The organism is Streptomyces capillispiralis, from assembly GCF_007829875.1.
Classification (GTDB): Bacteria; Actinomycetota; Actinomycetes; order Streptomycetales; family Streptomycetaceae; genus Streptomyces; species Streptomyces capillispiralis.
Genome location: NZ_VIWV01000001.1, coordinates 6,673,438 through 6,690,466 on the forward strand (window position 1 = coordinate 6,673,438; position 17,029 = coordinate 6,690,466).

Genomic DNA, 17,029 nt, shown 5'->3' on the forward strand with positions numbered 1-17,029 from the left:
GGGTGGGGGCGTGGCGGCATATGCGTACGCCCCCGGGTGGGGCGGCGCGCCGCCGTCCCACCCGGGGCGAGCCTGCCTGCCGGGCCCCCGGTACCGGCGGTTCTCCCTGCACGGGTGCCGTGGGCGCCGCCCCCATAGACTGGTGCGCCGCCCGCATCCGCTCCCGCCCGAGAGGCCCCCAGCACCCCATGAAGCTCGTCTTCGCAGGTACCCCCGAGGTCGCCGTCCCCGCCCTGGACGCTCTTCTCGCCTCCGGGCGGCACGAGGTGGCCGCCGTCGTCACGCGGCCCGACGCGCCCGCCGGACGGGGCCGCAGGCTGGTCGCCTCCCCGGTCGCCGAGCGGGCGGAGGAGGCCGGCATCGAGGTGCTGAAGCCGGTCAGGCCCCGGGACCCGGAGTTCCTGGAGCGGCTGAAGGAGATCGGCCCGGACTGCTGCCCCGTCGTGGCCTACGGCGCCCTGCTGCCCAGGACGGCCCTCGACATCCCCGCCCGGGGCTGGGTCAACCTGCACTTCTCGCTGCTGCCCGCCTGGCGCGGCGCCGCGCCCGTGCAGCACGCCATCATGGCGGGCGACGAGATCACCGGCGCCGCCACCTTCCTCATCGAGGAGGGCCTGGACTCGGGACCCGTCTACGGCACCGTCACCGAGGAGATCCGCCCCACCGACACCAGCGGCGACCTGCTCACCCGGCTCGCCCTCGCGGGCGCCGGCCTGCTGGCCGCGACCATGGACGGCATCGAGGACGGCACCCTGAAGGCCGTGCCCCAGCCCGCGGACGGCATCAGCCTCGCCCCCAAGGTCACCGTCGAGGACGCCCGCGTCGACTGGCGCACCCCGGCGCTGCGCGTCGACCGCGTGGTGCGCGGCTGCACCCCCGCCCCCGGCGCCTGGACCACCTTCCGCGGCGAGCGCCTCAAGATCGTCCAGGCCAGGCCGGTGCCGGAGGTGACCGACCTCGCGCCCGGGCAGCTGTCCGCCGGCAAGAACACCGTGCACGTGGGCACCGGCTCGTACGCCGTGGAACTGCTGTGGGTGCAGGCCCAGGGCAAGAAGCCGATGCGGGCGGCGGACTGGGCGCGCGGGGTGCGGATCGCGCCGGGGGAGACCGTCGGCGACTGACGGGCGGGCGGGCCCCCGGCCCGGCCGACGACGTAGGCTGGAGCGCGCACTTCACCCCACTTCCGGAGCACCTTTTTCGTGAGCGAGCAGCCCCGTCGGCCCCGCAAGCAGGCCAAGCCCTACCGCCGGCCCCAGAAGGACCCCGTCCGCATCCTCGCCTTCGACGCCCTGCGGGCCGTGGACGAGCGGGACGCCTACGCCAACCTCGTCCTGCCCCCGCTGCTGCGCAAGGCCCGCGAGAAGGGGGACTTCGACGCGCGCGACGCGGCGCTGGCCACCGAGCTGGTGTACGGCACGCTGCGCCGCCAAGGGACGTACGACGCGGTCATCGCGGCCTGCGTCGACCGGCCGCTGCGCGAGGTGGACCCGCCGGTGCTGGACGTGCTGGGCCTCGGCGCGCACCAGCTGCTCGGGACCCGCATCCCGACGCACGCCGCCGTGTCCGCCACCGTGGAGCTGGCCCGGGTGGTGCTCGGCGACGGGCGGGCCAAGTTCGTCAACGCCGTGCTCCGCAAGATCGCGCAGCACGACCTCGACGGCTGGCTGGAACGGGTCGCGCCGCCCTACGACGACGACCCCGAGGACCATCTCGCCGTCGTCCACTCGCACCCGCGCTGGGTCGTCTCCGCGCTCTGGGACTCCCTGGGCGGCGGCCGGACCGGCATCGAGGAGCTGCTGCGGGCCGACAACGAGCGCCCCGAGGTCACCCTCGTCGCCCGCCCCGGACGCGCCACCACCGGCGAACTCCTCGACGAGGAGGCCGCCGTCCCGGGACACTGGTCGCCCTACGCCGTGCGGCTCACCGAGGGCGGGGAGCCGGGCGCGGTCCCCGCGGTCGCCGAGGGCCGGGCCGGAGTGCAGGACGAGGGCAGCCAGCTGGTCGCGCTGGCGCTCGCGAACGCGCCCGTCGAGGGCCGCGACCGGATGTGGCTGGACGGCTGCGCCGGACCCGGCGGGAAGGCCGCGCTGCTCGCGGCGCTCGCCGCCGAGCGCGGCGCCGTGCTGCTCGCCTCCGAGAAGCAGCCGCACCGGGCCGGACTTGTGGCCAAGGCGCTCGCCGGCAACCCGGGGCCGTACCAGGTCGTCGCCGCCGACGGCACGCGGCCGCCGTGGCGGCCCGGCAGCTTCGACCGGGTGCTGGTCGACGTGCCGTGCACCGGTCTCGGCGCCCTGCGCCGCCGCCCCGAGGCGCGCTGGCGGCGCCGCCCCGAGGACCTGGACGGCTTCGCCCCGCTCCAGCGCGGGCTGCTGCGCACCGCCCTGGAGTCCGTGCGTGTCGGCGGCGTCGTCGGCTACGCCACCTGCTCGCCGCACCTCGCGGAGACCCGCGCCGTGGTCGCCGACCTCCTCAAGCAGATCCCGGACGCCGACCTGATCGACGCCCGTGACCTGCTGCCGGGCGTACCGGACCTGGGCGAGGGCCCCGACGTGCAGCTGTGGCCGCATCTGCACGGGACCGACGCGATGTATCTGGCGCTGATCCGGCGGACCGGCTGACTCCGCGCACGGCGCCGGCACCTCGCCGGCGCCGTCCGTGCGGGCCCGCGGCGGGACCGGGTGGGGGCAACACCCGGACGGCATGGCAGTCTTAACACATGGCCGTGCAGATCAACCCCAGCATCCTGTCCGCCGACTTCGCCCGTCTCGCCGACGAGGCGAAGGCGGTCGAGGGAGCCGACTGGCTCCACGTCGACGTCATGGACAACCATTTCGTCCCGAATCTCACGCTCGGCGTGCCGGTCGTGGAGTCGCTGGCCCGCGCGACGGACACCCCGCTGGACTGCCACCTGATGATCGAGGCCCCCGACCGCTGGGCGCCCCAGTACGTGGAGGCGGGTGCCGGATCCGTCACCTTCCACGTCGAGGCCGCCGCCGCGCCGGTGCGGCTCGCCCGGGAGATTCGCGCCAAGGGCGCCCGCGCCTCCATGGCGCTCAGGCCGGCCACCCCCATCGAGCCGTACGAGGACCTGCTCCCCGAACTCGACATGCTGCTGATCATGACGGTCGAGCCGGGCTTCGGGGGCCAGGCGTTCCTCGACATCATGCTTCCGAAGATCCGCCGTACCCGTGAGCTGATCAGAAAGCACGGTCTGGAGCTCTGGCTCCAGGTCGACGGCGGGGTATCGGCGTCCACCATCGAGCAGTGCGCCGACGCCGGCGCCGATGTCTTCGTCGCGGGTTCCGCCGTGTACGGGGCGTCGGACCCGGCCGAGGCGGTACGTGCACTACGCAACCAGGCCGAGGCCGCCACGGGCAAGGCGTCGTGGGCATGCGACCACTGAGCGTCAGGAACGTGAACGGCTCCCGGCAGGGCTGATCGACCGCGCCGGATCTGCAAGGATGAACGGCGAATCCAGAGTGTGAACAGCAGTGAGGAGATCGCCGTGTCGGGTATGTCGGCGGGCCGGTCAGCCATGCGGATGGGACCCGCTGAGCTGGTGCAGGCGGCGGCCATGGCCCGCCGCTTCTACCTCGAGGGCAAATCCAAGATCCAGATCGCCGAGGAGTTCGGCGTCAGCCGCTTCAAGGTGGCCCGGGTCCTGGAGACCGCCCTCGAACGGGATCTCGTACGGATCGAGATCCGCGTGCCGGCCGAGCTGGACGCGGAGCGCTCCGACGCGCTCCGCGCCCGCTACGGCCTCAGGCACGCCGTCGTGGTCGAGTCCCCGGCCGAGGCCGCGGAGACACCCGACCCCGAGAACCTGGGAGAGGTGGCCGCCGACCTGCTCGGCGAGCTGGTCAACGAAGGGGATGTGCTGGGCCTGGCCTGGGGCCGGTCCACCATCCACATGGCGGCGGCCCTGAACCGGCTGCCGCCCTGCACGGTCGTGCAGCTGACGGGCGTGTACGACGCCGGGACCGCCGAGCGCGGCTCGGTCGAGGCCGTGCGGCGCGCCGCGCAGGTGTCGGGCGGCGACGCCCACCCCATCTACGCGCCGATGCTGCTGCCGGACGCGGCCACCGCTCAGGCGCTGCGCCACCAGACCGGCATCGCGCGGGCCTTCGAGTACTTCGACAAGGTCACGGTCGCCTGCGTCTCCATCGGTTCCTGGGAGCCGGGCATCTCCACGGTGCACGACATGCTCAGCGACGAGGAACGGGCGCACTACGCCTCCCTCGGTGTCGCCGCGGAGATGTCCGCGCACCTCTTCGACGCCGAGGGGCGCCGGGTCGGCCGGGACCTGGGGGAGCGGTGCATCACGGTCAAGACCGACCAGCTGCGCCGGGTCCCCGAGGTCGTCGCGATCGCGGGCGGACAGCGCAAGGGTCCCGCGATCGACGCCGTGCTGCGCTCCGGGCTGGTCACCAGCCTGGTGACGGACACGTCGGCCGCGGACTACCTGATGACGGCGGGCCCCAACCCGCGGTCCGCGCTCAACCGCGCTGACCCGGACGGCCCCTGACGGAGGGTGAGGCGGGGGCGGGCCTGGCAGCATCGGCCCCATGGTGCTGCGACGGGCCCTGTCCCTCCGCCTCCTGGCCTGCCTGCTCGTCCTGTTCGTCCTGCCGGCCGGCTGCTCCACGGCCGGCGACGGCGGGGCGGCGCCCCCGTGGGCCGAGGGCATGGCCACCGTCCGGGAGACCGCCCTGCCCGCCGAGGCGCGGCGCACCCTGGACCTCATCGACGCGGGCGGCCCCTTCCCGTACGAGCGGGACGGCGCCGTCTTCGGCAACTTCGAGGGCCTGCTGCCCCAGCGGCCACGCGGCCACTACCGGGAGTACACGGTGCCCACCCCCGGTTCGCCCGACCGCGGGGCGCGGCGCATCGTCACCGGGCGGGACTTCGAGGGCCTGCTGCCCCAGCGGCCACGCGGCCACTACCGGGAGTACACGGTGCCCACCCCCGGTTCGCCCGACCGCGGGGCGCGGCGCATCGTCACCGGGCGGGACGGCGAGACCTACTACACCGACGACCACTACGCATCCTTCACGGCGGTACTGAGATGACGTACGACCTGGCGGACCGGCTCGTGGTCGCCCTGGACCTCGGCGGGGTCGGCGACAAGGCGGGGCTGATGGACCGGTGCGCCCGCGCGCTGGCGCTGCCCGACTGGTTCGGCCGCAACTGGGACGCCCTCGTGGACTGTCTCTCCGACCACACCGTCTGGCCCGAGGGCGCCGTCGAGCGGGGCCTGCTGATCGTCGTGCACGGCTGGCAGCCGTACGCGGCGGCGCGCCCCGAGGAGTGGGCGACCGCCCGGGAGGTGTTCGCGGAGGCGGCGGACCGGACCGCCTCGCTGACCGTCGCCCTGGCACTCGGAGGATCCCACGAACAGGGCTCTGACCAGCTTGGATGATGCGACCGGGGCGGGCGTTCCGGTCGACATGGGACAATGAAGTACGTGCTCTTCCCCCTGGCTGACCTGTCCGGGGGCCACCTCTGATCGACTGGGATGTGCAGCACGTGCGTTTCCTCAACGACATCCAGCCCGCGTACGACCTGACGTACGACGACGTCTTCATGGTGCCGAGCCGCTCCGCGGTCGGCTCGCGGCAGGGCGTGGACCTCAGCTCCCCGGACGGCACCGGCACCACCATCCCGCTCGTGGTCGCCAACATGACCGCCATCGCCGGGCGCCGCATGGCCGAGACCGTCGCCCGCCGCGGCGGACTGGTGGTCATACCGCAGGACATCCCCATCGAGGTGGTCACGGAGGTCGTCTCCTGGGTGAAGAGCCGCCACCTGGTCCTTGACACCCCGATCGTGCTGGCCCCGCACCAGACCGTCGCCGACGCGCTCGCCCTGCTGCCCAAGCGCGCCCACAACGCGGGCGTCGTCGTCGACGACGGGCACCGCCCGGTCGGCGTGGTCACCGACACCGACCTGTCCGGCGTGGACCGCTTCACCCAGCTCGCCGAGGTCATGTCCCGTGACCTGCTGCTCATCGACGCCGACATGGACCCGCGGCAGGCCTTCAACACCCTCGACGGCGCCAACCGGCGCTACGCCCCCGCCGTCGACCAGGACGGCCGCCTCGCCGGCATCCTCACCCGCAAGGGCGCCCTGCGCGCCACCCTGTACACGCCGGCCACCGACGCGGACGGGCGGCTGCGCATCGCCGCCGCCGTCGGCATCAACGGCGACGTCGCCGGCAAGGCCGAGCAGCTGCTCGCGGCGGGCGTCGACACCCTCGTCATCGACACGGCGCACGGGCACCAGGAGTCGATGATCAGCGCGCTGAAGCTGGTCCGCGACCTCGACCCGCAGGTCCCGGTCGTCGCGGGCAACGTCGTCGCCGCCGCGGGCGTCCGCGACCTCATCGAGGCCGGCGCGGACATCGTCAAGGTCGGTGTCGGCCCCGGCGCCATGTGCACCACCCGCATGATGACCGGCGTCGGCCGGCCGCAGTTCTCCGCCGTCCTGGAGTGCGCGGCCGAGGCGCGGAAGTACGGCAAGCACGTGTGGGCCGACGGCGGCGTGCGCCACCCGCGCGACGTGGCGATGGCGCTCGCCGCCGGCGCGTCCAACGTGATGGTCGGCTCCTGGTTCGCCGGGACCTACGAGTCCCCGGGCGACCTCCAGCACGACGCGAACGGCCGCCCCTACAAGGAGTCCTTCGGCATGGCCTCCGCGCGTGCCGTGCGCAACCGCACCTCCGAGGAGTCCGCCTACGACCGCGCCCGCAAGGGCCTGTTCGAGGAGGGCATCTCCACCTCCCGCATGTTCCTCGACCAGACCCGCCCCGGCGTCGAGGACCTGATCGACTCGATCATCGCGGGCGTCCGCTCCTCCTGCACCTACGCCGGAGCCGGCTCGCTCGAGGAGTTCGCCGAGAAGGCCGTCGTCGGCATCCAGAGCGCCGCCGGCTACGCCGAGGGCAAGCCGCTGCACGCCAGCTGGAACTGACGGCCACCGGCCGCACACGGCCCCCGGGGAACCCGTTGCGCGGGCGCCCGGGGGCCGTGGCACGCCCGCGGCCCCGCGGTCGCCCGGCGGTGCGGCCCGCACAGGCCGGCCGCCCTCGCGCAACGAACACCCGCCCCGTGGCGAGGAACGCAATGATCTTGCGGCGGTGCGCAAGGTTGCTGCATTTCAGCAGCAACGTCCGACCTCGTAGGGTTACGCGCTGTACGTGGTGCGGCGAGGACCCCGCTCGACGGGTCCCGGCTGTCGCGGGACGCCGTCGGTCCCTGCCGCGGAAGACCGGCAGCGACGAAGGAGTCAGCGCGTGCTCGACCAAGGCGCACCCCCGCACAACGGCAGTCCCGCCGCCCCGCCGTCCCCGGGCCTCGGCGCGCGCCTGATGCGTCGCAAGCCGGTGGAACACCTGGTCACCGAGGGTGGCCAGGGTGAGGGAGGCTCCCTGCGCCGCTCCCTCGGACTGTGGCAGCTCACCATGATCAGCATCGGTGCCACCCTCGGCACCGGCATCTTCGTGGTCCTCGGTGAGGCCGTCCCCAAGGCCGGTCCGGCGGTCACGCTCTCCTTCGTCATAGCCGGTCTGACGGCGCTGTTCTCCGCCCTCTCCTATGCCGAGCTGGCCGGCGCCATCCCCGTCTCCGGCTCCTCCTACTCGTATGCATACGCAACGATGGGTGAGCTGGTCGCCTGGATCTGCGGCTGGTGCCTGGTGCTGGAGTACGGCGTGTCGGTCGCCGCCGTCGCCGTCGGCTGGGGCGAGTACCTCAACGAACTGCTCGACGGCACCATCGGCGTCACCATCCCGGCCGCGCTGTCCGCCCCGCCCGGCGACGGCGGCGTCTTCAACCTGCCCGCGCTGATCGTCGTCCTGCTCGCCATGGCGTTCCTGCTGGGCGGCGCCCGCGAGTCGGCCCGCGCCAACACCGTCATGGTCGTCGTGAAGATCGCCGCACTGGTGCTGTTCTGCGCCATCGGCGTCCAGGGCTTCCGCTCCGGCAACTACGACGATTTCATGCCGCTCGGCATGGCCGGCGTCAGCGCCGCCGGGGCCACGCTGTTCTTCTCGTACATCGGCTTCGACGCCGCCTCCACCGCCGGTGAGGAGGCGAGGAACGCCCAGCGCGACCTGCCCCGCGCGATCCTGCTGTCGCTCGTCGTCATCACCGTGCTGTACGTCCTGGTCGCCGCCGTCGCGGTCGGCGCCAAGCCCTGGCAGCACTTCACCGACTCCGAGGCCGCGCTCGCCCAGATCATGCGCGAGGTCACCGGCCAGACCTTCTGGGGCACCCTGCTGGCCTTCTGCGCCGTCGTCGCCATCGCCAGCGTCGTCCTGACCGTCCTCTACGGCCAGACCCGCATCCTGTTCGCCATGGCCCGGGACGGGCTCGTGCCTAAGGCCTTCGCCAAGGTCCACCCGAGGACCGGCACGCCCCGCACCAACACCCTGATCGTCTCCCTGTTCTGCGGAGTGCTCGCCGCGGCCGTCCCGCTCGGCCGGCTCGCCGACGCCACCAGCATCGGCACCCTGTTCGCCTTCGCGCTGGTCAATGTCGCCGTCGTGGTGCTGCGCCGGACACGTCCCGACATGCCCCGCACCTTCCGGGTGCCGCTGTCGCCGGTGCTGCCCGCCCTCGGCTTCGCGTTCTGCGCGTGGATGATGGGCAGCCTGTCCACCGTCACCTGGGTGGTCTTCGGTGTCTGGATGGCCGTCGGGCTCGTGTTCTACTTCGTGTACGGCCACCGCCGCTCCCGGCTCGCCGCCCCGGCCCCGTCAGAAGCGAAGTGAACCACCCGCAGTGCTGAACGATCTCGACGAACGCATCGTGCACGCCCTCGCCGAGGACGCCCGCCGCTCCTACGCGGACATCGGCCAGATGATCGGCCTGTCCGCGCCCGCCGTGAAACGGCGGGTGGACCGGCTGCGCGCGACCGGGGCCATCACCGGGTTCACCGTCCGGGTGGACCCGGCCGCCCTCGGCTGGGAGACGGAAGGGTTCGTCGAGATCTACTGCCGCGGCAACACCTCCCCGGAGACCATCCAGCGGGGCCTGGAGCGCTACCAGGAGGTCGTGGCCGCCTCCACCGTCACCGGCGACGCCGACGCGGTCGCCCAGGTCTTCGCCTCCGACATGCGCCACTTCGAGCGGGTCCTGGAGCGCATCGCGGGCGAGCCGTTCGTCGAGCGAACCAAGTCGGTGCTGGTGCTGTCCCCGCTGCTGCGGCGGTTCTCGTCGGGGTCGCCCACGTAGCACCCGCCGGGAAAACGACGGGCCGGATCCGCTCCGGCCCGTCTAGCATGAGGTCATGACCTGGCGACATTGATCCACCAGCCGCGCCTCCCGAGGGCCGCCTCGGACGCCGTACGTCCTCCACGTCCGGTGTCCGAACCGCCCTTCCGGGAAGGCCTCATGACCACCACGCCCCCGCGTGTGTCCGACGACCGCGTACGACGGCTGACCTCCACGCTGTACGGCTACGCGTTCCTCGAAGACTTCATCCTGCTCTACCCGGTGTACGCGCTGCTGTTCAGCGACACCGGCCTGAGCGTCTGGCAGATCTCCTCCCTGTTCGCCCTCTGGTCGGTGACCGGCGTCCTCCTGGAGGTCCCCTCAGGGGCCTGGGCCGACGCCGTCTCGCGCCGGCTGCTGCTGTGGCTCGGTCCGCTGCTCTCCGCCGCCGGGTTCGCCCTGTGGGTGCTCGTCCCGTCCTACGGCGCCTTCGCCGTCGGCTTCGTGCTGTGGGGCGCCGGCGGGGCGCTCGGCTCCGGGGCGCTGGAGGCACTGGTCTACGACGAACTGGAGCGGCTCGACGCGGCCGACCGGTACGCCCGCGTGATGGGCCGGGCGCGTGCGGCCGGGCTGGTCGCGGTGATGGCGGCGATGGGGCTCGCCGGTCCCGTGCTCGCCTGGGGCGGGCATGCCGCCGTCGGTGCCGCGAGCGTGCTGGTGTGCCTGCTGACGGCGGTGGTCGCCGCGCGGTTCCCCGAGCACCGCTCCCCTGCGGCCGGACACGACAGCTGGACGGCGACGCTGCGGGCCGGACTCGCCGAGGCCCGCGCCGACCGGTCCGTACGCGGGGCGCTGCTGCTCGTCCCCGCGGTGAGCGCGGTGTGGGGCGCCCTCGACGAATACACGCCGCTGCTGGTCAGGGGGACGGGGGTGGCCGACGGCACGGTTCCGTATCTGCTCCTGCTGATCTGGGCCGGCGCCACCGCCGGGAGCCTGCTGGCCGGGGAGGGGGAGCGGACCGGTACGGCCGGGCTGGCCGCCCTGCTGGCCGGGGCCGGTCTCGCCCTGGTCGTCGGGGCGGTCGACGGCAGCCCGGCGGGGCTGGTCCTCGTCGCCCTCGCCTTCGGCGGCTTCCAGGCGGCGACGGTGCTGGCCGACGCCCGGCTCCAGCGGCGCATCGAGGACGGCGGTCGGGCCACCCTGACGTCGGTGGCGGGCCTGGGCACGGAGCTGGCGACGGTCTCGGTCTACGGGGGGTACGCGGTGATCGCCTCGGGCCACGCCCACGGGACCGCCTTCGCGGTGTTCGCGGTGCCGTACCTGGTGACGGCGGGGGTGCTGCTCGTGGGGGGCAAGGGCAGGGGCAGGGGCGGGGTGTGAGGTCTGCGGTGCCCTGTGCGGCCTGAGCGGTGCCGCGCCTACGGTCCGGTGGGTGGGGCGGGGCCGGGGCGGGGGTGTGTGTCCTCGGTCCGGCGCGGAATCGGTGACTCCGTGAGGTGAGGGTGCGGACGCGCCGGCCACTGCGGGCGGACACCCCCGGCCCGTCCCCTCCTCGCCGTACGCGGGCAGCCCGCACGGGGCCGGTGCAACGAATCGCCGTTGTCCCCGTCCCGGACGCAACGAACCGCTCACCCGTGCGCAACGGCTCCGTCTTGTCCGCCCGAGCCGGCCGACCGTACCGTCTATCCGGCCCCCCGAAACCCCCGCGTACCGGTGAGGAACACGCATGCGCACCGCCCTGCTCCAGAGCTCCGGACGGCCCGGATCCGTCGTCGAGAACCTGAAGGTCCTCGACGAGGCGGCCGGCCGTGCCGCCGCCGCGGGCGCCGGCCTGCTCGTCACCTCGGAGCTGTTCCTGACCGGGTACGCGATCGGCGCCGACGTCGCCCGGCTCGCCGAGCCCGCCGACGGCGACGCCGCCGACGCGGTCGCCGAGACGGCCACCCGGCACGGCCTCGCCGTCGCCTACGGCTACCCCGAGCGCGACGGCGACGCCGTGTACAACTCCGTCCAGCTCGTCTCCGCCGACGGCACCCGTCTGGCGAACCACCGCAAGACCCACCTCTTCGGCTGCTTCGAGCGGGACCACTTCACCCCGGGGGACCGCCCCGTCGCCCAGGCGCGGCTCGGCGGACTCACCGTCGGCCTGATGATCTGCTACGACGTCGAGTTCCCGGAGAACGTGCGGGCCCACGCGCTGGCCGGCACCGACCTGCTGCTGGTGCCCACCGCGCAGATGCACCCGTTCCAGTTCGTCGCCGAGTCCGTCGTACCGGTGCGGGCGTTCGAGAACCAGATGTACATCGCGTACGTCAACCGGGTCGGCCGGGAGGGCGAGTTCGAGTTCGTCGGGCTGTCCACGCTGGCCGGCCCCGACGGGGTCGCCCGCGCCCGGGCCGGCCGCGCGGAGGAACTCGTCCTCGCCGACGCCGACCCCGTCCTGCTGGCCGCGTCCCGCGAGGACAACCCGTACCTGCGGGACCGCCGTCCCGGCCTCTACGGGTCCCTCGTCTGAACCTCCCTCGTTCCACCCCCGCAAGGAGTCCGTACCCCATGACGTCCACGGTGCCCAACGCCGTCGAGCACACCGACGAGCAGCAGCCGCCGATCACCATGTTCGGCCCGGACTTCCCCTACGCGTACGACGACTTCCTCGCCCATCCGGCGGGCCTGGGGCAGGTACCGGCGACCGAGCACGGCACCGAGGTCGCCGTCATCGGCGGCGGACTGTCCGGCATCGTCGCCGCGTACGAGCTGATGAAGATGGGGCTCAAGCCCGTCGTCTACGAGGCCGACCGGATCGGCGGGCGGCTGCGGACCGTGGGGTTCGAGGGCTGTGACCCCTCCCTGACCGCCGAGATGGGCGCGATGCGCTTCCCGCCGTCCTCCACGGCGCTCCAGCACTACATCGACCTGGTGGGACTGCGGACCCAGCCGTTCCCCAACCCCCTCGCCGAGGCGACGCCCTCGACGGTCGTCGACCTCAAGGGCGAGTCGCACTACGCCGAGACGATCGACGACCTGCCGCAGGTCTACCGGGACGTGGCGAACGCCTGGAACACGTGCCTCGAAGAGGGCGCCGACTTCTCCGACATGAACCGCGCCATGCGCGAGCGGGACGTGCCGCGCATCCGCGAGATCTGGGCGAAGCTGGTCGAGAAGCTCGACAACCAGACCTTCTACGGCTTCCTCTGCGACTCGCAGGCGTTCAAGTCCTTCCGGCACCGCGAGATCTTCGGCCAGGTCGGCTTCGGCACCGGCGGCTGGGACACCGACTTCCCCAACTCCATCCTGGAGATCCTGCGGGTCGTCTACACCGAGGCCGACGACCACCACCGCGGCATCGTCGGCGGCTCCCAGCAGCTGCCGCTCAGGCTCTGGGAGCGCGAGCCGGAGAAGATCGTCCACTGGCCGTACGGCACCTCGCTGCAGTCCCTGCACCCGGGCGGCGCACCGCGTCCGGCCGTGACCCGGCTGCACCGCACCGCGGGCCACCGCATCACCGTGACGGACGCCGACGGCGACATCCGCACGTACCGGGCGGCGGTCTTCACCGCCCAGTCCTGGATGCTGCTGTCGAAGATCGCCTGCGACGACTCGCTGTTCCCGATCGACCACTGGACCGCGATCGAGCGCACCCACTACATGGAGAGCTCCAAGCTCTTCGTGCCCGTCGACCGGCCGTTCTGGCTGGACAAGGACGAGGAGACCGGGCGGGACGTCATGTCGATGACGCTCACCGACCGGATGACGCGCGGCACTTACCTGCTCGACGACGGCCCCGGCAAGCCCGCCGTGATCTGCCTGTCGTACACCTGGTGCGACGACAGCCTGAAGTGGCTGCCGCTGTCCGCGAACGAGCGGATGGAGGTCATGCTGAAGTCGCTCGGCGAGATCTACCCCAAGGTCGACATCAGGAAGCACATCATCGGCAACCCGGTGACCGTCTCCTGGGAGAACGAGCCCTACTTCATGGGCGCCTTCAAGGCCAACCTGCCCGGCCACTACCGCTACCAGCGGCGCCTGTTCACCCACTTCATGCAGGACGAGCTGCCCGAGGACAAGCGGGGCATCTTCCTCGCCGGCGACGACATCTCCTGGACCGCCGGGTGGGCCGAGGGCGCCGTCCAGACCGCGCTGAACGCGGTCTGGGGCGTCATGCGCCACCTCGGCGGCGAGACCGACCCCACCAACCCGGGCCCCGGGGACGTCTACGACCAGATCGCCCCCGTGCGGCTCCCCGAGGACTGAGCGGGGCCATATTCCGGCGGCCCCGGGCCGGGTCAGTCCGGCAGCGGGGTCAGCAGCATGCGGCCGGCGAAGCCCACCGCCGTGTCCAGGCCCGCGGTGAACTCCCCGGCGACGTCCGGCAGCCGGCGCAGCGCCCACAGGGCGCGGGCCGTGGTCCAGGCGGCGTCCCGGGCGCGCTCCAGGCTCCACGCGCCGAGCAGATGGGTCAGCGGGTCGGCGATCCGCAGCAGTTCGGGGCCCGGCGTCAGCTCTTCGCGGATGCGCTCCTCCAGCGAGACGAGGAGGTCGCCCACTCGGTCGAACTCGTCCTCCAGGTCGCCGGGTTCGCAGGCGAGCGTACGGCAGGTGTCCACGACGGCGAGCGCCAGATCGTGGCCGATGTGCGCGTTGATGCCCGCGAGGGCGAACTGCAGGGGACGTACTCCGGGGTGGTGGCGGAACTGGAACAGCGGGCGCCAGCAGGCCGGTGGCGGCCGCTCCCCGGACACCGCGTCGACGGCGGCCAGATAGCGCTCCGCGAACCGCACGTCCAGCGCGATCGCCGCCCGCGCGTCCGGGAAACGGCCGGCGTCGATGCCCCGGTCCACGGCCTCGGTCACGGCGAGGTAGACGCGGTTGAAGACCGCGACCCCGTCCCGCGCGGGCAGGGCCGCGTCGAGGGCGCGCATACGGGAGATGACCCCGTCCACAGGAGTGAGGACTTGTTCGTATCGCGCCATGAGCGCAGGGTCGCACCTTTACCGTGGGACGAGTGGCGGCGGGCCCGGCGCTTCCCCGGAACGGGGGAACGCGCCCGCCGTGGGGGAGGGGGAGCAGCACTGTGTCAGGCTCGCGTGCCCAGCGGCTGGCCGCACGGAGGGCCGAACGCCGACGCGCCGCCCGGCGCGGCACGATGGTCGCCGCGGCCTCCGTCGTGGTCGCGGTGGGCGCCGTCACCGGGATGATGTCGGCGGTCGGCGACGGAGGCGGCGCGGACACCGCCCGCCCCGAGGTGAGCGTGTCGCCCCGGCTTCAACCGCTGCCCGCCGTGCCGTCGCCCTCCCCGTCGCTCTCCCCGTCGGCGTCGCAGTCCCCTTCCGCCGAGGCCGCCGCGGAGACGGGGCGGGAGGCGAGCCCCGAGCCGTCCGTGTCCCGGACCGAGCAGAAGCGGCGGACCACGTCCCTGCCCGGCCGTCTCTACCGCCACCCCGAGTCCCAGGTGCTGGACTGGCTGCGGGCCAACCCCGACGACCCGCGCCGCGCGGTCATAGCGTCCCGGATCGGCGACCGGCCCGCGGCCGTGTGGTTCGCCGACCCCTCCCCGGACTCCGTCACCTCCCGGGTGCGTGCGGTCGCCTCCGGCGCTGCCGCGCAGGGCCGGACACCGGTGCTCGTGCCGTACGCGATCCCGGACCGGGACTGCGGCGGGCACTCCGAGGGCGGGGCGCCCGATCTGGGTGCCTACGACGCCTGGATCGACCGGTTCGCCGCCGGGCTGGGCACCGGCGAGGTCATCGTGATCCTGGAGCCCGACTCGATCGCCCAGTCCGGGTGTCTGTCCGCCGGTGCACGCGCCGACCGGTTCGCCTCGCTGGCCCGCGCCGGACGGGTGCTGAAGGAGGCCAACCCCCGGGCGCGGGTCTACTTCGACGCCGGGCACTCCGGCTGGAACGCGCCCGCCGAGCAGGCCGCCTGGCTCCGGCAGGCCGGGGCCGCGTCGGCCGGCTCCTCCGACGGCATCTTCAGCAACGTCTCCAACTTCCACGACACGGCCGACGAGGTCGCCTACGACCGGGCGGTGCTCGACGCCCTCGGCGGCCCGCCGGGCCTCGGCGCCGTCATCGACACCAGCCGCAACGGCGCCGGCGCCCCGACCGGCGGCGAGTGGTGCGACCCGGCCGGCCGCAGACTCGGCCGGCCTCCGACGCTCAGCACGGGGGAGGCCCGCATCGACGGCTATCTGTGGGTGAAGCTGCCGGGCGAGTCGGACGGCTGCAAGGGCGCGCCGGGCACCTTCACCCCGTCGTACGCCTACGACCTGGCGCGCTGATCACCTTCGGTGCCGTCGGTGTCGTAGGAGGAGGTGCCCTCGTCGAGCAGCGGTTCCTGCGTCTTGAGGTGGGCGGGCGCGAAGGCGCGCAGCGCGTGGTAGCCGGTGATGACGACCAGGGTGCCGAGCGCGATGCCGCTGAGGGAGAAGGTGTCGGTGAACTCCATCGTGACGTTGCCGACGCCGATGATGATGCCCGCGGCGGCCGGCACCAGGTTCAGCGGATTGCGCAGGTCCACCTTGGCGTTGATCCAGATCTGGGCTCCGAGCAGGCCGATCATGCCGTACAGGATGACGGTGATCCCGCCGAGCACACCGCCCGGGATGGCCGCCACGACCGCGCCGAACTTCGGGCACAGACCGAACAGCAGGGCGAAACCGGCGGCGGCCCAGTAGGCGGCGGTCGAGTAGACGCGGGTCGCGGCCATCACGCCGATGTTCTCGGAGTAGGTGGTGTTGGGCGGGCCGCCGACCGCGGTGGACAGCATGGAGCCGACGCCGTCGGCGGAGATCGCGGTGCCCAGCTTGTCGTCGAGGTTGTCGCCGGTCATCTCGCCGACCGCCTTGACGTGCCCGGCGTTCTCCGCGATCAGCGCGATGACCACCGGCAGGGCGACCAGGATCGCCGACCACTCGAAGGAGGGGGCGTGCAGGTTCGGCAGACCGATCCAGTCGGCGCGGCCGACCCCGGAGAGGTCCAGGCGCCAGTGGTCGGTGACCTTGCCGCTCGCGTCCGCCGAGTGGATCTGCCCGAGGATCCGGTCCAGCGCCCAGGACAGGACGTAACCGAAGACCAGCCCGAGGAAGATCGCGATGCGGGACCAGAAGCCGCGCAGGCAGACCACGGCCAGACCGGTGAACAGCATCACGAACAGGGCCGTCCACTGGTCCTGCGGCCAGTAGGTGGCCGCCGTCACCGGCGCCAGGTTGAAGCCGATCAGCATGACGACGGCGCCGGTGACGATCGGCGGCATCGCGGCGTGGATGATCCGCGCGCCGAAGTGCCGCACCGCGAGCCCCACCAGGAACAGCGCCGCCCCGACCACGAACACCGCGCCGGTCACGGTGGCGCTGGAGCCGCCCTGGGCCCGGATGACGGCGGCGACGCCGACGAAGGAGAGCGAGCAGCCCAGGTAGCTCGGTACCCGGCCGCGGGTGGCCAGCAGGAAGACGACGGTCGCGACGCCCGACATCATGATCGCCAGGTTGGGGTCCAGGCCCATGAGCACCGGGGCGACGAAGGACGCCCCGAACATCGCCACGACGTGCTGGGCGCCCAGGCCCGCGGTGCGGGGCCAGGAGAGCCGTTCGTCGGGGCGGACCACCGCGCCGGGGGCCGGGGTGCGCCCGTCGCCGTGCCGTGTCCACCGGACGCCGAGATCCATGGGGTGTCGCTTTCGTCGTACGTGCAGCGTGTCCGGACCATTGTGGGGGCTGAGCAGGAGTGCTTCGTACAGCCGGTCGAGCAGGCGGGGCGCGCTGAGCGTCTGCTTAGGATGAGGGCGCGCCGCCGTTTCGATGGAGGCGGCATCCGTCC

15 protein-coding genes are annotated in these 17,029 nt (G+C 73.2%); 13 read left to right on the forward strand and 2 right to left on the reverse strand.

Annotation, left to right across the window (positions count from 1 at the left end; translation table 11 throughout):
- Nucleotides 1–188: 188 nt before the first annotated feature.
- From fmt to FHX78_RS29325, 12 genes are all read left to right on the forward strand, one after another.
- Nucleotides 189–1,121, forward strand: coding sequence for a methionyl-tRNA formyltransferase (gene fmt, locus FHX78_RS29270; RefSeq protein WP_145870390.1), 933 nt, complete (start codon nt 189–191; stop codon nt 1,119–1,121).
- Nucleotides 1,122–1,199: 78 nt separating this feature from the next.
- Nucleotides 1,200–2,618, forward strand: a complete 1,419-nt coding sequence (locus tag FHX78_RS29275; RefSeq protein ID WP_145870391.1) for an RsmB/NOP family class I SAM-dependent RNA methyltransferase — start codon at nt 1,200–1,202, stop codon at nt 2,616–2,618.
- A 98-nt stretch (nt 2,619–2,716) separates the two neighbouring features.
- Nucleotides 2,717–3,403 (forward strand): ribulose-phosphate 3-epimerase, encoded by a 687-nt coding sequence (gene rpe / locus FHX78_RS29280; RefSeq protein WP_145870392.1) that lies wholly within the window; start codon nt 2,717–2,719, stop codon nt 3,401–3,403.
- Between the two features lie 78 nt (nt 3,404–3,481).
- Complete coding sequence (locus FHX78_RS29285; RefSeq protein ID WP_145870393.1) at nt 3,482–4,525, forward strand: sugar-binding transcriptional regulator; 1,044 nt, start codon at nt 3,482–3,484, stop codon at nt 4,523–4,525.
- 40 nt (nt 4,526–4,565) lie between these two features.
- A complete protein-coding gene (locus tag FHX78_RS29290) occupies nt 4,566–5,069 on the forward strand; it encodes a guanyl-specific ribonuclease (protein WP_145870394.1) in 504 nt (167 codons plus the stop codon).
- The gene (locus tag FHX78_RS29295; RefSeq protein WP_145870395.1) at nt 5,066–5,419 is read left to right on the forward strand and encodes a barstar family protein; all 354 of its coding nucleotides are present in this window, start codon (nt 5,066–5,068) and stop codon (nt 5,417–5,419) included. Before FHX78_RS29290 ends, FHX78_RS29295 begins: the two co-directional genes overlap by 4 nt.
- A 107-nt stretch (nt 5,420–5,526) precedes the next feature.
- Nucleotides 5,527–6,969 (forward strand): GuaB1 family IMP dehydrogenase-related protein, encoded by a 1,443-nt coding sequence (locus FHX78_RS29300; RefSeq protein WP_167532001.1) that lies wholly within the window; start codon nt 5,527–5,529, stop codon nt 6,967–6,969.
- Nucleotides 6,970–7,291: 322 nt separating this feature from the next.
- Complete coding sequence (locus FHX78_RS29305) at nt 7,292–8,770, forward strand: amino acid permease (protein WP_145870397.1); 1,479 nt, start codon at nt 7,292–7,294, stop codon at nt 8,768–8,770.
- Nucleotides 8,771–8,780: 10 nt separating this feature from the next.
- A complete protein-coding gene (locus FHX78_RS29310) occupies nt 8,781–9,233 on the forward strand; it encodes an Lrp/AsnC family transcriptional regulator (RefSeq protein ID WP_145870398.1) in 453 nt (150 codons plus the stop codon).
- A gap of 159 nt (nt 9,234–9,392) precedes the next feature.
- Complete coding sequence (locus tag FHX78_RS29315; protein ID WP_145870399.1) at nt 9,393–10,592, forward strand: MFS transporter; 1,200 nt, start codon at nt 9,393–9,395, stop codon at nt 10,590–10,592.
- Nucleotides 10,593–10,938: 346 nt separating this feature from the next.
- Nucleotides 10,939–11,727 carry a carbon-nitrogen hydrolase family protein gene (locus tag FHX78_RS29320; RefSeq protein WP_145870400.1) on the forward strand — a complete coding sequence of 263 codons (789 nt, stop codon included), beginning with the start codon at nt 10,939–10,941 and terminating at the stop codon, nt 11,725–11,727.
- Nucleotides 11,728–11,765: 38 nt separating this feature from the next.
- Nucleotides 11,766–13,463 carry a flavin monoamine oxidase family protein gene (locus FHX78_RS29325; RefSeq protein WP_145870401.1) on the forward strand — a complete coding sequence of 566 codons (1,698 nt, stop codon included), beginning with the start codon at nt 11,766–11,768 and terminating at the stop codon, nt 13,461–13,463.
- A gap of 32 nt (nt 13,464–13,495) precedes the next feature.
- On the opposite strand, the gene FHX78_RS29330 is transcribed toward FHX78_RS29325, so the two are convergent.
- Nucleotides 13,496–14,182: a DUF5995 family protein gene (locus tag FHX78_RS29330; protein WP_145870402.1), complete on the reverse strand. Its 687-nt coding sequence runs from the start codon at nt 14,180–14,182 to the stop codon at nt 13,496–13,498.
- A 173-nt stretch (nt 14,183–14,355) separates the two neighbouring features.
- Between FHX78_RS29330 and FHX78_RS29335 the strand changes: the two genes are divergently transcribed.
- The gene (locus tag FHX78_RS29335) at nt 14,356–15,492 is read left to right on the forward strand and encodes a glycoside hydrolase family 6 protein (protein ID WP_145872206.1); all 1,137 of its coding nucleotides are present in this window, start codon (nt 14,356–14,358) and stop codon (nt 15,490–15,492) included.
- Here the strand turns inward: FHX78_RS29335 and FHX78_RS29340 are convergent.
- On the reverse strand, nt 15,474–16,877 hold the full coding sequence (locus tag FHX78_RS29340; RefSeq protein WP_145870403.1) for a uracil-xanthine permease family protein: 1,404 nt from the start codon (nt 16,875–16,877) through the stop codon (nt 15,474–15,476). The genes FHX78_RS29335 and FHX78_RS29340 overlap by 19 nt on opposite strands.
- Nucleotides 16,878–17,029: the final 152 nt, after the last annotated feature.